The organism is Photobacterium angustum, assembly GCF_002954615.1.
In the GTDB taxonomy this organism is placed as follows: Bacteria; Pseudomonadota; Gammaproteobacteria; order Enterobacterales; family Vibrionaceae; genus Photobacterium; species Photobacterium angustum_A.
Map to the genome: position 1 here is coordinate 1,392,548 of NZ_MSCJ01000003.1, position 15,707 is coordinate 1,408,254.

The following is a 15,707-nucleotide window of genomic DNA, read 5'->3' on the forward strand; positions in this document are numbered from 1 at the left end:
GCCTTATCGCAACACTTGCTGCTTATCCCATGAAACACGCTTTTGGATCATGAGCATTAATCTATCGAGCATTAAGCCAATAAAACCAATCATCACCACCGCAACCATAATTCGGCTTAACGATGCTGCACTGCCATTCTGAAACTCGTCCCATACAAACTTGCCTAATCCCGGATTTTGCGCGAGCATTTCTGCGGCAATAAGTACCATCCATGCGATACCAATTGATAATCTTAAGCCGGTAAAAATCATGGGAATTGCAGAGGGCAAAACAATCGTTCGGATATGCTGCCAATAAGATAAACGCAATACTCGACTCACATTGACTAAATCTTTATCAACATTCGTTACGCCAACGGCCGTATTAATTAAGGTTGGCCATAAACTGCATAAGGTGACGGTAAGCATTGAATTAAGAAAGGATTTTGCGACTAACGGATCTTTCGTTACGTAACTTGCACTTACTACCATGGTCACTAAAGGCAACCATGCCAATGGTGAAACAGGTTTTAATAATTGAATAATAGGGTTAAACGCCATGTATAACTTGTGATTGAGTCCAAGCACTAACCCCAATGGGATCGCAATAACGGATGCTAAAATAAAGCCACAAGCAACGGTCACTAAACTGGTGACTATTTGATCAAAGAATGTCGCTTTCCCCGTGTAAGCACGCATTTTAATCTTGGCATCAGGATCAGTGGCTAATTTTTTAGCATTACGTTCTTCCTGACGATCATAGAAAGCCTGCTCTTTTTCTCCCTCTTGCAGGTGATCTTCAACCAGTAACACAAACTGTTCAGCAGTTTGCACAGGTCCCGGTAATGAACCAAGTGAAGTTTTTACTTGTAGTGCAGAAAAGTGCCAAATCACGACAAAAAACAAGATACCTAATATAGGTAGTAACCATTCGGTTGAGCGTTTTAACATGACTTTTTGCTCGGGTAATTGTTTAAGAAAACTAATCGTTGCTGACATGATCTCTCCTTAGATCTGCTGATCGCCTTTTAAGCCAATCGAAAATTGCTCGAGATACGCATTAGGGCTACGTCCGTCATAGGTAATATTGTCAATGAAATGATTATGAGGAGGGCGAAAACCCGTTTCGTTATCGACGTCTGAAAAATCTGATTGCTTCATCAGGCCGTCTGAAATCAGCGCATTAACTGCTAATCGATAAATATCAGGACGATAAACTTGTTTGGCGATATCGATATACCAGCTATCAGGTTTTGCTTGTGGTATTTGTCCCCAGCGACGCATTTGGGTTAATGACCAAACAGCATCACTGTAATAAGGGTAAGTTGCGTTATAACGAAAGAACACGTTGAAATCGGGTGCAGGTCTAATATCACCAGCCTCATATTCAAAGCTCCCTGTCATGCTATTCGCTATTACCTTTTCATCTGCCCCTACATACTCACTACGAGCAAGTATCTTTGAAGCCTCAGCACGATTCTCATTTCCATTATGATCAAGCCACGCCGCCGCACGAATTAAGGCTTTAACTAAACGAATATGCGTATTAGGGTTTTCTTTCGCCCATGATTCCGTCACACCAAAGACTTTCTCTGGGTTATTCTTCCAAATATCATTATCAGCAATGATCGGTACACCAATTTTTTTCGCTACCGCTTGTTGGTTCCAAGGTTCACCAACGCTATATCCTTGAATTGTTCCTGCTTCCATAGTGGCTGGCATTTGCGGTGGTGGCGTGACATTAAGTAAGATTTCAGCTTCACGTTGGCCACTGTTATCGCCTTTTTCAGGGGCATAAAAACCAGGATTGATCCCAGCGGCTGCTAACCAATAACGTAATTCGTAGTTATGGGTTGATACAGGGAAAACCATACCCATTTGAAATGGCTTTCCGGTATCTTTGTAATGTTCCAGTACAGGCTTTAACGCTTCAGCTTTAATCGGATGGATAACTTTTCCATTCTCATCAACCGGTAATTGTGGCTTAATTTGTTGCCATACTTCATTGGAAACAGTGATCGCGTTACCATTTAGATCCATGCTAAATGCCGTAATTATCGGTGCTTTGGTACCAATACCGATTGTTGCACCGAGAGGTTGACCTGCCAGCATATGCGCGCCATCTAACTCGCCATCAATCACGCGATCAAGTAGCACCTTCCAATTCGCTTGAGCTTCTAGTGAGACATACAAGCCTTCGTCTTCGAAATAGCCCTTCTCATAAGCAATAGCCAGCGGTGCCATATCCGTAAGTTTAATAAAGCCTAGTTTTAGTTCTTCTTTCTCAGGCTCTCCTAACACCAACGGCGATGCATTGACCGTTAACGCCCCAAACAGCAAAACAGATAAACTGACGCCGTACGATTTTTTGATGAGCTGCATGAGTCCTTTTATAGCCATAATATTTCCTACCCAACTTAAAAATAAAAGCCACTGCTTCGGTTAAGAAACAGTGGCTTCGGTGCCATCCCAAGTACCTTCATGGTAGCTATGGATTTTTATCGCTCTCATCGGTTATTCAAGTGCGACCAAAAATTTTGTGTAAGTGATGCGGTTGCACAACTTACACATTAATTAATCCATCATTTATGCCAATTTTTTTAAAATCGTAAAAAACATTAAAAACAGCTAGTTACGAAGTTTCGATTATTTGTTTTATTAATATTTGCCTTAATATGGTGCAGGTCGCACCAGATAAGTAACAGATAACAAAGTAAATAAAGCTAATATTGTTCGGTTTTCTGTAATGTTGAGATTAAGTTTCTCGCTATTTTCACCATCGGCAAACCATTATCCATCGCCGCTTTTCGTAGTGCGTCATGAGCTTGATTTTCATTAAGACCATGGTGCTTTTGGAGTAAGCCTTTCGCTTTATCGATCCATTTTTTATCCATGATTTTTTGCTCTAAATCTGCAATTTCCTGCGTCAGTTTTATTTGGTTATCACGTACTTGTTTTGCTCGCCCAATCCACGTTTCAAACTCGCAGTCAACCGTTGATGGCAATAATAAATACCCTTCAGGATCTGGTAATATATTGAAAGTATTAATATTAAACTTACGAATAAAAACAATAAGCGGCGTACTATTTAAAGAAGTGAGTTTAATGATCTCTTTTAATTCAGCACAAGGCTGTAGCCATGAGGTCACAATAGTAGCGTCAGGATATTGCGATAACATCCCAGCTAATTGATTAAACTTAACCTCGATAACAACGCGGAAATCAATGGCAACACGCTGCGCTATTTTGCTTTGTTCTTCTTGGCTGTCGCTGCAAATAATAATAGGGATAACTGACATAATCTTTCCTTGATAACAACGTCTTTCTATACAAGTGGTTATTTTCCTATTACGTACACTGCAATTAGACTGCCAACTCTAAAAACATAACTATTAATAAATGTATTTATTTAAAATCAGCCCCTTAAAGCAAACACACTTGCTCAGTTAATTGCCTTGCTGTGCGCTGTAACTGCTCACGTAACGCCACCACATCACCGATGATGATCAAGGCTGGGGATTCACCTTTAAGGTCTTCGGCTAATGCCGCGAGTCCTTTAAGTTGTTCAATATAGACAGCTTGATTAACGGAGCAGCCATGACAGATCACAGCAACAGGCGTCTCTTCACTTAACTTGGCCTCAGTCAATTGGTTTTGTATCTGTTGTGCTTTCTCTAGCCCCATATAAAACACTAAAGTTTGCCCATTCGCGACAAGTTGCGACCACGCATTAAAAGCCCCAGTTGCTACATGTCCTGTGACTAAGGTAACGGAACGCGAAACTTCACGGTGAGTAAGAGGAATACCAGCAGAAGCCGCGCAGCCAATCGCGGCAGTAATACCTGGAATGAACTCATAATTAATATTTGCATCCACCAAGGCTAAGGCTTCTTCTCCTCCTCGTCCGAAAATCAAAGGATCGCCTCCTTTAATTCTCACCACGTACTGTCCTTTAAGTGCTTCTGATATCAAGATCTGATTAATTTCCTCTTGCGATAAACTCGGTTTACCACAACGCTTACCCACATAAATGTGGATAGCTTCAGGGTTGGCTAACGCAATAATATCTTGGCTAACTAAACGGTCATAAACGACAACATCGGCTTGCTCAAGTGCGCGTAATGCTTTTATCGTTAATAAATCAGGATCGCTCGGGCCTGCTCCCACTAAACTTACAAATCCGCGATCAGGCTTACGACTTGTCGATGAAAGCGGTCTCAGTACCTTTTTATACCCCTGATCGTCATGAGGCTGGAATCGGCTTTTTAATACTTGTTTAGCGGTACGTTTGATTGTTGAAAAATCATCCATGATTTCATCCTTCATTTATAATTGAACAGTTGGAATAAGTTGCTGACTTTCAAAAAAATGTCGTTCAACTTGAGGTAGGCAAGTACCACAATTAGTACCGCATTTTAATTGCTTAGTAAGATCGGATAATGATGTGATGTTATTGGTGACAATCGCTTGCTCAATCATCAGATCCGTAATTTGAAAACAACTACAGACAAGCGTTTGTTTACTATGCTGACAACCTAGAGCTTCAAGCACATCAGTCATCACAAAGGGTTGATTAACACTGTTTACAAGAGTCGTCATATCAACATTAATTGGCTGATTACTAAAAAGATGGATCGCCGTAATATTCAATTTAACATCAGGGTTAATAACCTTGGCTAATTGCACTAAGGCAAACCCCCACTTTTGTTCTACTAATAAATACTGCTGTTTAGATCCAGATAAAGATCGCAATAGCGCCGTTTTGTCTAAGCAAGCCATACCTGCATATCGCCAAATCCCTTTCTGCTGATAATGTGCATTCTGGTACGTTTGGAAACTGGCATATTCATAATCCAATTGTGCTGGAATATCCCCTAGTGACACGCCATGAAATTCCATCGAGATCGGTGTTAGTTTTACTTGTGCGGACTTAAAACTTGGTTGACCCGAAATAGGATCACAAGCCACAATCACACTTTGATTGATAGCCGATTTCGCACCGTATTTCCCAGCCCAATGCATAGACATAAACACTTGCTGCTGACTAAGTGTCGAATCAAAAACAACCCGAGCAAGGTGTTTATTCAAACCTTGATAGCTCTCAAGCGATTCAATACAAACAAAGTCACCATCAACTAACCCAACATGTTTTGCACAGGTTGGATGAATGTAAAGACTCGGCTCGACTTCAGACTGTGCCAATACTGGAACATGCCCAGTTCGTGTCATGGTATGCCATTGATCACGTTGTCGACCAGTGTTAAGCCAGAAGATCGATTGAGAGGAATCTTGCGCTAACATCACATTTGACAACGTGTTTTCAGTTGGTGAAGGCGTAACGACTAATTGGGCCTTTCTGGTTGGAGTCGAGAATAAAGGAAGGTCATTGTGTTGTTCAAATACGCCATTACTGGTCGAATTGAGGGGCCATTGCTGCGGCTGCCACGTTTGATAATCATCATCGCTAAGCAATGCTAAACATGAAATATCAAATAACAAGTCAGTGCTATTGTTAATACCACTCAAAGCGGCATGTTCACGAAAAATATCGGCTTCTGATTGATAATCAAACGCTTTGCTAAAACCTAACTGCTTCGCCACATCACATATAATTTGCCAATCGGCTTTGACCTCACCAGGCATTGCTGTAAATGCCCGTTGTCGACTCATCATACGCTCTGAGTTTGTCACCATGCCTGATTTTTCACCCCATGCAGCTGCTGGTAATAAGCAATCTGCATACGCTGCTGTATCTGATTCAGGTGTAATATCAGAGACAATCACATATTCACACTTTTCTAATACTCGGCGTACTTGCTCGTTATCTGGCATTGAAATCACAGGGTTAGTTGCCATGATCCACAACACGCGGATATCACCGTTTTCTACGCTTTTAAATAAATCGACCGCTTTATGCCCTGCCGTTGTTGCGATATTAGGCGCTTGCCAAAACGCTTTAACTTGCGAAATTGAAGTCTCATCAAAGCCACGATGAACGGCGAGTTGATTAGCAAGCCCCCCAACTTCTCTTCCTCCCATCGCATTAGGCTGGCCTGTTATAGAAAAAGGACCACAACCTTGTTTGGCCATTTTTCCACTAACTAAATGGCTGTTAATAATGCTATTGGCTTTATCTGTACCACAACTTGCTTGATTCACCCCTTGGCAAAACACAGTTACAGCACGCGGCGCTTCCTTCATCCACTGGTAAAATGTTGCTAGTTGCTCAATCGCAATGCCACTACTTCGACTTACTTCAAGCAATGAATATTTATCTTTCATTACCTCTTGCTGTAATGCATCAAAACCTTCAGTTACCTGAGCAATAAAATCACGATCAATAGCGTTGTTTTCTATAAGGTAACGAATTAATCCATTGTAAATATCAATATCAGTATCATTGGCCAATGCTAAATGTAAATCCGCTTGTTCTGCTGTTGCCGTTTTACGCGGATCTATCACCACAATTTTTAATAATGGATTTTGTTTTTTTGCTTGTTGAATACGTTTAAAAACAATGGGGTGAGTCCACGCTAAATTAGAGCCCACCAGCACAATTAAGTCCGTATTGTCTAAATCGCTATAATTGGTAGCAACGATATCTTCACCGAATGCTCGGTTATGTGCAGCAACAGCAGAAGCCATACATAACCGAGAATTTGTATCGACATGGCTACTACCAATAAAGCCTTTCATTAATTTATTGGCAACATAATAGTCTTCCGTCAATAACTGACCTGATAAGTACATACCAATGGCTTCAGGACCGGATTCTGCTATCACACGGCTAATGGTTTCAGCTATTTGACTTGTTGCCTGATCCCACTCGACAACCTCTCCTTTAATTTGAGGATATAACAATCGATTAGGTTGGCTCATACTGGCTGCGAGTGACGAACCTTTTACACAAAGTGCACCACGATTTGTTGGGTGAGATACATCACCAATAATCTCAGACTGCTTTGTTACAACGCCACAGCCAACACCACAATATGGGCATGCTGATTTAATTCCTTGGCTAATCATCCCTTCCCCTTAACAATATCGCACTGCCACTGAAATAAAAAAAACGCTTATCCCGGGAAGAGATAAGCGCCAATGCTTAACGTAATAGTGATGTGCAATAAGATTAATGCAGTGAGTATGCCAACATGAAAAAATATAATATTACTAATAAATAACAGTAAGTTAGTTACCATTCATTTGGTTTTTAAATTCTACCGTAAGTACCCATAGCACCAATATAATGCTTCATTGCACAACGATGAGTCATCAAGATACAGGCTCTGGCCACGTCATATCATCAACACGTTCATCCGCAATATAAAATAGACGAGTAGCAGGAGTAATAGGTTGGTTTAAAGGTGGATTGACTTGAATGCCCTTACCATCTTCATAGGCAATAAGGATAGCATCGTGCTGATATTTAAAATGCTCAAACAATAACGCAAAGGTCGTTGGTTGTTGTGTCGTTGGGTAATCGATTGCATATTGAGTCATCCCCTTATCCGTACTCAATAGCTCTTGATGAAGCAAACTCGAACCCGGATCGACGGCTGATTTAGCAAGCATTTCAATCGCAACCGAAGGAATACATTCCGCATTAGGACAATGAAGCTTTAATAAATCGCTCAGTCCCTCATCATCAAAATAAGCCAGTAAGTGTGCATTTGGATTACGACCTGCCGCAAATAATGCCGCAGTTAAGGTTATGTCATCATGTAGCGCATCAACAATAATACAACTAGCTTTATCTAGACTGGCTCTCGCCATTTCTTCTGCATTGGTATAGCTAGTGACACGGACAAATTCAATCTTATCAGGCATAGGGTTTTCGATTTCAGAACGCGTGCATAACACAATAGTGCGACGCCCTGCTTCTTCATGTAGTAACATTCGCAACATGCTAAGCGTTCGATTTTCATTCCAGCCCAACAGTAAAATATGCTGTTCCATTTGAAGACTCCTTTTTCCTAACATGCCACGTCGCCAAACGCTCACGAACAAGGTTGCTACCCGACCAACAACAATCGCAAATAGCCCTAAACCACCCGGAATAATAAATAGCGCAGCCACCCATTTACCTAGTGCGGTTTCAGGGGAGTGATCGCCATAGCCCACGGTAGAAGCTGTTACGACTAAGTAATAAAAGAAAGTGGAGAAAGAACTACTTAATTGTTTTTCACCCACAAGGAATAGTAGCAACCAACTTATTGCGATGTATAAACCCGTGATAACTGCAATATTTCGCCCAGTTAATTGAGAGAAATATTTTACCGTGATCCGTTGTAGGTATAACCACAGACCCATATTCACCCCACACTAAAATAAATATAACCCTCATATTTAAGCGTAGCTTGTTAGAGATAAATATTTAAAAGGCGTGCTTAATTTGTAAAGCATTTAAATATCACTCAAAGTAAATAACTAAAATCAACCGCTAATAATGAAACATTAAATAATACATATTATTCACAACAACGTCTTTAATTAGCATTTAATTCTATTATCGATTGCTGTATATTGCTTTTTTTTATCAGTATGAGGATATTAATCTCCGTGTTAATTACGCCGCCTTAGTTTCTCCCCCCTTTAGCTATCACAGCTAACTTAAGCACAATACTATCTTCGGTATTTGGCTTTTTCTTTGCGCTATAAATTTATGTCCTCAGGGCTGATTTCTCGCGCCTAAAATTTATCAAACAAACATAAGACTCATACCTGATCTCTTTCAGGTGCGTGTTGACGTGTAAATATTGAGAATTCAATGTTCAAAAATTTAAAACTCGACTGGACGTCTAATATTCGTGGTGACTTACTTGCAGGGATCGTTGTTGCTTTAGCATTAATCCCTGAAGCGATTGCCTTTTCTATAATTGCAGGTGTTGACCCCAAAGTAGGACTATACGCCTCATTTAGTATCTCTGTTGTCATTGCCATTACAGGTAGTCGTTCAGGCATGATCTCTGCTGCAACGGGTGCTATGGCGCTGTTAATGGTGACTTTAGTCAAAGAGCATGGACTAGAATACTTACTTGCTACAACAGTGCTAACCGGTATTTTGCAACTTTTAGCCGGCTATTTAAAATTGGGGGAATTAATGCGTTTTGTTTCCCGAGCCGTTATTACAGGCTTCGTTAATGCATTAGCCATTTTAATTTTTATGGCGCAATTACCCGAATTAACCAATGTTACATGGCATGTATACGCATTAACGGCGGCAGGTCTTGGTATTATTTATCTATTCCCTTATATCCCAGTTATTGGAAAATTAATCCCATCACCACTTGTCTGCATTATAACCTTAACCACTATCTCCATTATGTTCGGAATAGATGTACGTACTGTGGGTGATATGGGTAACTTACCCGATACTCTTCCCATTTTTCTATGGCCAAATGTGCCTTTAAATTTTGAAACCCTGAGTATTATTTTCCCTTACGCGATAGGACTTGCCGCCGTCGGTTTATTAGAATCAATGATGACAGCAACTATCATTGATGATCTCACCGATACAGCAAGTAATAAAAACCAAGAATGTAAAGGTCAAGGCATTGCCAATATTTTTACAGGCTTGCTAGGTGGAATGGCGGGATGTGCCATGATTGGACAATCCATAATTAATATAAAATCAGGTGGACGAGGAAGACTGTCTTCTTTAGCTGCTGGTGTTTTTTTATTATTTATGGTGGTTTTTCTTGGCCCTTGGATAAAACAGATCCCAATGGCTGCATTAGTTGCTGTGATGATCATGGTCGCTATCGGTACTTTTTCATGGCGTTCGATATTGGATCTTAAAAAGCACCCACTATCGACTAACCTTGTCATGCTAGCGACAGTCGGCATTGTTGTCGCAACCCATAATTTGGCTATAGGCGTATTAGTCGGTGTAATACTTGCGTCATTGTTTTTCGCGCACCAAATTAGCCATATGACAGTTCAGAAAAGTGATCTACCGAAAAATAAATCCCGAGAGTATGCCGTAATTGGACAAGTCTTTTTTGCTTCATCCAATAAGTTTATCGAGTCATTTGATTTTAAAGAAATGATAGAGACGGTAACGATAGACTTATCATCTGCGCACTTCTGGGACGTTTGTTCGGTAACAGCATTAGATAAAGTCATTCTCAAGTTTCGCCGTTCAGGGATTCATGTCGACCTCATTGGAATGAACTCGGCATCCCGTACCATTGTCGATAAATTCTGCATACACGATAAACCAGACGCTCTTGATGCACTGCTGACTGGGCATTAACAACAATCATTAGTTAGAATATGATTATATAATCAGTGAGTTAGTGAAAAACTGACTCGCTGATTTTTTTAATAAAAACACACTAAATTTTGGCAATTATCTGCCTCCCCCTCGCCATGAACTTAACAATGACTATCTTCGTCTTCATATTCGATTCACGTTTGTCATTTCTTTGTGATACTCGCTTTGCCCTTGCTCTAGTCTATTTACAGCCCTAGACACCTCGTTTATTGTCTGCAATAAAACAACAGTCAATTACATAGTTATGAAGAAATATGGTCTTATAGGCGCAGTAGCACTAATTACGATTTGCTGCTTTTATTACAATAAAACCGAACAACCGACGGCTAATATTGCGCATTTTTCTAAGCAAGAAAAAACACTGCAATCAAAGTTAGAACTTGATATAAACCAAAGCATTCTAGAGCAGGCAAAAAAGTGTATTAATAAAACACCAACAAGAAAAAACTTTCATTGCCCGATTGATATCAATACTGCTGAAATCGCAATAAATGGAAAACTAAACATTATACGAACAGGTAATCATTACGATATTCATACCACAGATTTTGTTTATAACGATAAAGCAAGCAAAATACAGACCTCAGTAACCACCGAAGATCAGGGCTTTTATCAAATTAACGATGCCTTACAAATTGTGAACTTTCGCCTTACTTTTCATCAAGGTGATAAACATTGGTATAGTGAATCAACCAAACCATTTACGTTTTCTGAGTCTTCAGATAATGCGATCAAAATTGTAAAAGGCTCAGCAAGAAACTATGGTTGTAACAACTCCTATTTTGATTGGCATTCAAGCAATCAGAAGGTGTTAAACGCCTAATATCAAGCAGCCCAATTGTTCCCCCGATTGGGTTGCTTGATACCTTAACTATTAATCATAACAATGGGTTTTATAGCTACGTTTTTGTTGGGTAGTTAAGATGCGACAGAGTCGTTCGTTTTTGGACATAAATGAGCTAGCAAAGATGCTAGCTTTTAAACCAAAAGGCAATGTTAAGCAAATACTCGTAAGCGGTGACCGTCTGGGTCTAATGCAACAAAGTTAACGCCATATACAGATTCTTCACGTTCTTGAGCAAATACTACACTCTGCTTTTTCCATTGCTCGAACAGGTTGTCTAGCTCGACGCGACTCGTTGCTGGGATAGAAAGCTCCGTGCCGCCGCCTCGAACTTGGCTACTTGGTGTTAAAGCATCAGCTTGTTTAAGAGTAATCTTCACGTTTTCAGCAAACTCTACAACTGCGAAAGTTGGTGACAAAAGCTTTGGTTGGCACTCGAATACACTCTCATAAAAAGCCATGCTAAGTTGGACGTCTTCTACATAAAGAACAATAGAATCAATTGCTAACATAGTAATTACCTTCGTTTCATAAATTGCGGAATCAAGTATATCCAAAAGTGCTGACAGTTTTTGTCAGTAGAGAATACGCTTATGCTTGATGCCCTCCAAGGCTTCCCATTCAGTGAGTAGAGCGTGACGAGAGCGCTTGTATTTCGAATCAAGTTGAGAAGTCGAGTGGATTCTATCAAGTCGGAAATTACGGAAGTCGTCTCGTGCTTCGCACCATGCAACCAAAATAGAACGTTGCTCAAACATACCTATGAGAATTGGCCACACAATCCTTTTGCTGATAGAGCCTTTGGCATCTTCGTAGACAATTTCAACTTTATGCTCTTTCTGAATCGTTGATTTCAACTCATTTAGAGAGATCATAAACTTCGGAGCGTTGAGAGCTGATGCAACTCTAATGACGCTCTCAATATGTTTAGCTTCATGATCGGTGGGTAACACTGCTGAGATTTTAGAAAGTGCGTTAATGGCAGCCTCGCTAAACTCTCCGTTAGCTTGCTTTGCCACCCATTCCGCTCCTAACCTGAGGGCTTCAAGCTCTTCTAAGCTAAACATCATTGGCGGTAAATCAAAGCTAGGTTTTAAGATATACCCCAGACCAGTTTCTCCTTCGATATCGGCACCTTGAGCTTGTAAAGTAGCAATATCACGATAGATAGTGCGCACACTTACATTAAGCTGACTAGCCAATTTCTCAGCGGATATTGGGTATTTATAGCGTCGTAGTAGTTGGAGAAGCTCTAAAAGGCGTTGACTTCGAGACATTGTAGAACCCATGAAATATACAATAGGTGTAATGTACTAAAAGAGGAACAACAGTTCATGTTATAAAAATATGCGTGCAAGACTCAGCAATAAAATTTTCTGCCGTCTTTACTCTCGAAACTCATAATGGGGCAATTCCTAGTTAGATGAATTACTAATTCATAATGTAGAAAGACATCGTTTCAGCATGACAGATGTTGCTGTATCTCTCCTCTTTAACTTCAATTCGCAAAGAAACCGCGACTACCAAAGAAACACATTTTCCTTACTTAAAGCCACCAAAAAGTCAGCTAGTAACAAGCAAGGTAGATGTTACACATTTAGATCTACATAACACCTAATACACTCTTTATTTTTGCCATAATAATTGCGTCTTATTGATTTTTTATACTAAAAATAACAATGACATATTTATGATAATTATTTAATTTTATTTATACTTAACATGTATAAACTCCATTATTTTGCATTGTTCAATTATCAATAAACAACGTAAATATAATCATGACCATACATAACAGAAGGGATACGAATGTTTAATCTTCCAAAAGTACTGAAATGGGTATTTAGCTTCGCTTTACTGCTCCAACTGACCGGTTGCGGTATTAATACAATTCCAACGCTCGATGAACAAGTAAATGCAGACTGGGCACAAGTTGAAAATAATTACCAACGCCGTGCTGATTTGATCCCGAACCTTGTAGCAACGGTGAAAGGCTATGCTAGCCATGAAAAAGATACATTAACGGCTGTTACAGAAGCACGTGCAAAAGTCTCTTCTATGCAGGTTACCCCTGAAACATTAAACAACCCTGAAGCCTTTAAAAAGTTTGAAGCAGCCCAAGGACAACTAAGCAGTGCGCTATCTCGTTTAATGGTTGTATCTGAGCGTTATCCTGATTTAAAAGCCAATGAGCAATTTATCGCACTACAAGCACAACTTGAAGGCACAGAAAACCGTATTGCCGTTGCTCGTCGTGATTACATTAATAGTGTTAAAGCCTTTAATACAGAAATTCGTACTTTCCCAGGTCGTATCTGGCATTGGATCATGTATAGCGATTTAACCGTTAAACCAAACTTCTCAGCAACGACACCCAATGCTGATGTTGCACCTAAGGTAGCATTCTAATGATAAAAAAAGTCCTGTATTTTACCGGACTCTTGTTGCTAGTTAGCCAAGTTTGCTTTGCACAACCCACCTTCCCAAAACTGACGGGACGTGTGGTGGATGATGCGCATATCCTTAATGCTTCGCAAACAAAACAGCTAGAGCAACTGCTTGCGGATGAAGAGAAACAATCTTCAAACCAAGTCGTTGTTGTTACCATTCCATCAACAGATGGGATCCCTATTGCCGATTATGGGTATCAACTCGGTCGTCAATGGGGTATTGGCAATAAAGAGCATGATAACGGTGTGCTATTAATTGTTGCCTATAACGACAAGAAAATCCGGATTGAAGTCGGTTATGGCTTAGAAGGTGCACTGCCAGATGCGACAGCCATTAGTATAATCAACCACGAAATAAAACCTGAGTTTAAATCAGGACAATTTGCCAAAGGGATTGAAAATGGCGTCTTAGCGATCCTTGGTGCAATTAAAGGTGAATATAAGCCTGTGGTTCAAGAAGAAAAACCGTCTTATGATCTTTACCTATTCATACTCTTTGTCATCGTGATTCAAATTATCGCTTTTAGCCGACGCAGAAGTAATCGTTCACAATATTATCGTCGCAATGGTGATGTATTCACCAGTGGTGGTTTTGGTTCGGGGAATTTTCCTCGCTCTGGCGGTAATGGTGGTGGCTTTGGCGGAGGCAGTAGTGGTGGTGGTTTTAGTGGCGGCGGCGGTGGCTTTGGTGGCGGCGGCGCATCAGGAGGATGGTAAATTTGAAGTTATTTACTAAAGAACAACTAGAAACAATCAGCCAAGCAATTGGGGAAATTGAAAAAACAACCGATGCTGAATTAATGACTGTTGTTGCAACTAAAGCCGACGACTATTATTTTGTACCGACATTATGGGCAGCAATTATTGCGTTATTTATTCCCGCCCTACTCAATTTTTTACCTTTTTGGTTAGAGTTAAACGATGTTCTATTATGTCAGTTAGTCGGCTTTATCGCGTTTACCTTGCTATTTAGGATCCCTGCGATTAAATATCGCCTGGTGCCAAAAGCAGTGAAACATCGTCGTGCTAGCCTTGTGGCAAGAGAGCAATTTCTCGCCAATGGTATTCATCGTACCAAGCAGCATTTAGGCGTGATGATTTTTGTGTGTGAAGCCGAACATTACGTTGAAATCTTAACGGACTTCGGTATTAGTGAACAAATTAGTGATGAAGCATGGAGTTCTATTGTTGCTGATTTCACAACCAATGTTCGCGCAGGAAAAACCTATGAAGGCTTTCTGCAGTGCTTAGAGCAATCAAGCAAGTTACTGGCTAATGCTTATCCATTAACTGAAAATAAAAATGAGTTACCTAATTGCTTAGTCGTGATTAGTTAGTCTCAGATACCACAACCAAAAGGCGCTCACTGAGCGCCTTTTTTATCACTATACTTTATGGATAAATGAATATTGTTGATGAAAAAGCGTATCCATTTTCTGCGCGTAGGTATTTAACATATCGACGGCTGCAGCAAAATGATATTGATCGTCAGCAGGATGAGATAACACTGTATCGTCAATTGTTACCTTCATCTTATTTTGATATTGAGAATGGTAGGCCACTTCTGTGGTTAGCTCAATGTTCACATTCGTATCAAAATAGGTCGTTTCTAATCGCATTTTTTCATGTGCAGGTAGCGTTTCATTGGCTTCTTTTACCATTTGACTCAGCTCTTGCTTCACAGCCGTTGTGATCTGATCTGTGTCCGTCATGATCATCAAGATGGGCGTCTTATTATCTGCATCTGAAATCGTAACTGTCGTCGTTAACTGTTCATCGTAAACGTCACCTAATCTAACTTCACCACTTGGTTCGTTAAGAATATTTTGTGAGGTCAGCAACTGGTAAAAAGATTGTCCACCTATCACGATAGCACCAACAACAATGCCTAAAGCTATAATCCATGTGCTTTTCATAAAAATACATACTATCAATTAGTTATATTTATTATATTAGTCTCTAGCAAAGCTCATTTCGTGAGTGAAATCACGTTATTTCGTTTTGTAGAACCACAACTGACTATATGATCAAAAAATACATAGCTTATTTTATAAATCACTAATAAAATCATAATCTTGTCTATTTTAAATATAATTGAAATCTTCAATTTCAACTCTCTCTATTTCATATGAGAAAAAATAGTATCTACGACATTACT

At 40.0% G+C, this 15,707-nt stretch carries 14 protein-coding genes; 5 read left to right on the forward strand and 9 right to left on the reverse strand.

Annotated features, from left to right (window positions below; translation table 11 throughout):
- Positions 1 to 3: 3 nt before the first annotated feature.
- From BTO08_RS21055 to BTO08_RS21080, 6 genes are all read right to left on the reverse strand, one after another.
- Positions 4 to 930, reverse strand: coding sequence for an ABC transporter permease (locus BTO08_RS21055; RefSeq protein WP_105062710.1), 927 nt, complete (start codon positions 928 to 930; stop codon positions 4 to 6).
- Positions 931 to 987: 57 nt separating this feature from the next.
- Positions 988 to 2,379: a CmpA/NrtA family ABC transporter substrate-binding protein gene (locus BTO08_RS21060; protein ID WP_242446319.1), complete on the reverse strand. Its 1,392-nt coding sequence runs from the start codon at positions 2,377 to 2,379 to the stop codon at positions 988 to 990.
- Positions 2,380 to 2,702: 323 nt separating this feature from the next.
- A complete protein-coding gene (locus tag BTO08_RS21065) occupies positions 2,703 to 3,278 on the reverse strand; it encodes an ANTAR domain-containing response regulator (protein ID WP_105062506.1) in 576 nt (191 codons plus the stop codon).
- A 124-nt stretch (positions 3,279 to 3,402) separates the two neighbouring features.
- The gene (gene cobA, locus BTO08_RS21070; protein WP_105062507.1) at positions 3,403 to 4,290 is read right to left on the reverse strand and encodes a uroporphyrinogen-III C-methyltransferase; all 888 of its coding nucleotides are present in this window, start codon (positions 4,288 to 4,290) and stop codon (positions 3,403 to 3,405) included.
- Positions 4,291 to 4,305: 15 nt separating this feature from the next.
- Positions 4,306 to 7,005: a nitrate reductase gene (locus BTO08_RS21075; protein ID WP_105062508.1), complete on the reverse strand. Its 2,700-nt coding sequence runs from the start codon at positions 7,003 to 7,005 to the stop codon at positions 4,306 to 4,308.
- A gap of 246 nt (positions 7,006 to 7,251) precedes the next feature.
- Entirely contained in the window at positions 7,252 to 8,289 is a 1,038-nt protein-coding gene (locus tag BTO08_RS21080; protein ID WP_105062509.1) for a potassium channel protein, read from the reverse strand.
- A 457-nt stretch (positions 8,290 to 8,746) separates the two neighbouring features.
- Here BTO08_RS21080 and BTO08_RS21085 point away from each other — a divergent pair, with 457 nt between their 5' ends.
- Both BTO08_RS21085 and BTO08_RS21090 read left to right on the forward strand, forming a co-directional pair.
- On the forward strand, positions 8,747 to 10,234 hold the full coding sequence (locus BTO08_RS21085) for a SulP family inorganic anion transporter (RefSeq protein WP_105062510.1): 1,488 nt from the start codon (positions 8,747 to 8,749) through the stop codon (positions 10,232 to 10,234).
- A gap of 265 nt (positions 10,235 to 10,499) precedes the next feature.
- Positions 10,500 to 11,078 carry a hypothetical protein gene (locus tag BTO08_RS21090; protein ID WP_105062511.1) on the forward strand — a complete coding sequence of 193 codons (579 nt, stop codon included), beginning with the start codon at positions 10,500 to 10,502 and terminating at the stop codon, positions 11,076 to 11,078.
- Between the two features lie 173 nt (positions 11,079 to 11,251).
- On the opposite strand, the gene BTO08_RS21095 is transcribed toward BTO08_RS21090, so the two are convergent.
- Together BTO08_RS21095 and BTO08_RS21100 are read right to left on the reverse strand one after the other, a co-directional pair.
- Positions 11,252 to 11,611 carry a VOC family protein gene (locus BTO08_RS21095; protein ID WP_045152365.1) on the reverse strand — a complete coding sequence of 120 codons (360 nt, stop codon included), beginning with the start codon at positions 11,609 to 11,611 and terminating at the stop codon, positions 11,252 to 11,254.
- A gap of 63 nt (positions 11,612 to 11,674) precedes the next feature.
- Positions 11,675 to 12,376 carry a helix-turn-helix transcriptional regulator gene (locus tag BTO08_RS21100; RefSeq protein WP_045184894.1) on the reverse strand — a complete coding sequence of 234 codons (702 nt, stop codon included), beginning with the start codon at positions 12,374 to 12,376 and terminating at the stop codon, positions 11,675 to 11,677.
- Between the two features lie 532 nt (positions 12,377 to 12,908).
- Between BTO08_RS21100 and BTO08_RS21105 the strand changes: the two genes are divergently transcribed.
- The 3 genes from BTO08_RS21105 to BTO08_RS21115 are packed head-to-tail and all read left to right on the forward strand — an operon-like array spanning position 12,909 to position 14,886.
- Positions 12,909 to 13,508 carry a LemA family protein gene (locus tag BTO08_RS21105; protein ID WP_105062512.1) on the forward strand — a complete coding sequence of 200 codons (600 nt, stop codon included), beginning with the start codon at positions 12,909 to 12,911 and terminating at the stop codon, positions 13,506 to 13,508.
- Positions 13,508 to 14,266, forward strand: a complete 759-nt coding sequence (locus tag BTO08_RS21110; RefSeq protein ID WP_105062513.1) for a TPM domain-containing protein — start codon at positions 13,508 to 13,510, stop codon at positions 14,264 to 14,266. Before BTO08_RS21105 ends, BTO08_RS21110 begins: the two co-directional genes overlap by 1 nt.
- Positions 14,260 to 14,886, forward strand: coding sequence for a TPM domain-containing protein (locus BTO08_RS21115; RefSeq protein WP_105062514.1), 627 nt, complete (start codon positions 14,260 to 14,262; stop codon positions 14,884 to 14,886). Before BTO08_RS21110 ends, BTO08_RS21115 begins: the two co-directional genes overlap by 7 nt.
- A 48-nt stretch (positions 14,887 to 14,934) precedes the next feature.
- On the opposite strand, the gene BTO08_RS21120 is transcribed toward BTO08_RS21115, so the two are convergent.
- Positions 14,935 to 15,465 carry a hypothetical protein gene (locus tag BTO08_RS21120; protein ID WP_105062515.1) on the reverse strand — a complete coding sequence of 177 codons (531 nt, stop codon included), beginning with the start codon at positions 15,463 to 15,465 and terminating at the stop codon, positions 14,935 to 14,937.
- Positions 15,466 to 15,707: the final 242 nt, after the last annotated feature.

Coding starts and splice junctions, on each gene's coding strand:
- BTO08_RS21055 (WP_105062710.1), bottom strand. CDS start 930: ATGTTAAAACGCTCAACCGAATGGTTACTACCTATATTAGGTATCTTG.
- BTO08_RS21060 (WP_242446319.1), bottom strand. CDS start 2,379: ATGGCTATAAAAGGACTCATGCAGCTCATCAAAAAATCGTACGGCGTC.
- BTO08_RS21065 (WP_105062506.1), bottom strand. CDS start 3,278: ATGTCAGTTATCCCTATTATTATTTGCAGCGACAGCCAAGAAGAACAA.
- cobA (WP_105062507.1), bottom strand. CDS start 4,290: ATGGATGATTTTTCAACAATCAAACGTACCGCTAAACAAGTATTAAAA.
- BTO08_RS21075 (WP_105062508.1), bottom strand. CDS start 7,005: ATGATTAGCCAAGGAATTAAATCAGCATGCCCATATTGTGGTGTTGGC.
- BTO08_RS21080 (WP_105062509.1), bottom strand. CDS start 8,289: ATGGGTCTGTGGTTATACCTACAACGGATCACGGTAAAATATTTCTCT.
- BTO08_RS21085 (WP_105062510.1), top strand. CDS start 8,747: ATGTTCAAAAATTTAAAACTCGACTGGACGTCTAATATTCGTGGTGAC.
- BTO08_RS21090 (WP_105062511.1), top strand. CDS start 10,500: ATGAAGAAATATGGTCTTATAGGCGCAGTAGCACTAATTACGATTTGC.
- BTO08_RS21095 (WP_045152365.1), bottom strand. CDS start 11,611: ATGTTAGCAATTGATTCTATTGTTCTTTATGTAGAAGACGTCCAACTT.
- BTO08_RS21100 (WP_045184894.1), bottom strand. CDS start 12,376: ATGTCTCGAAGTCAACGCCTTTTAGAGCTTCTCCAACTACTACGACGC.
- BTO08_RS21105 (WP_105062512.1), top strand. CDS start 12,909: ATGTTTAATCTTCCAAAAGTACTGAAATGGGTATTTAGCTTCGCTTTA.
- BTO08_RS21110 (WP_105062513.1), top strand. CDS start 13,508: ATGATAAAAAAAGTCCTGTATTTTACCGGACTCTTGTTGCTAGTTAGC.
- BTO08_RS21115 (WP_105062514.1), top strand. CDS start 14,260: ATGGTAAATTTGAAGTTATTTACTAAAGAACAACTAGAAACAATCAGC.
- BTO08_RS21120 (WP_105062515.1), bottom strand. CDS start 15,465: ATGAAAAGCACATGGATTATAGCTTTAGGCATTGTTGTTGGTGCTATC.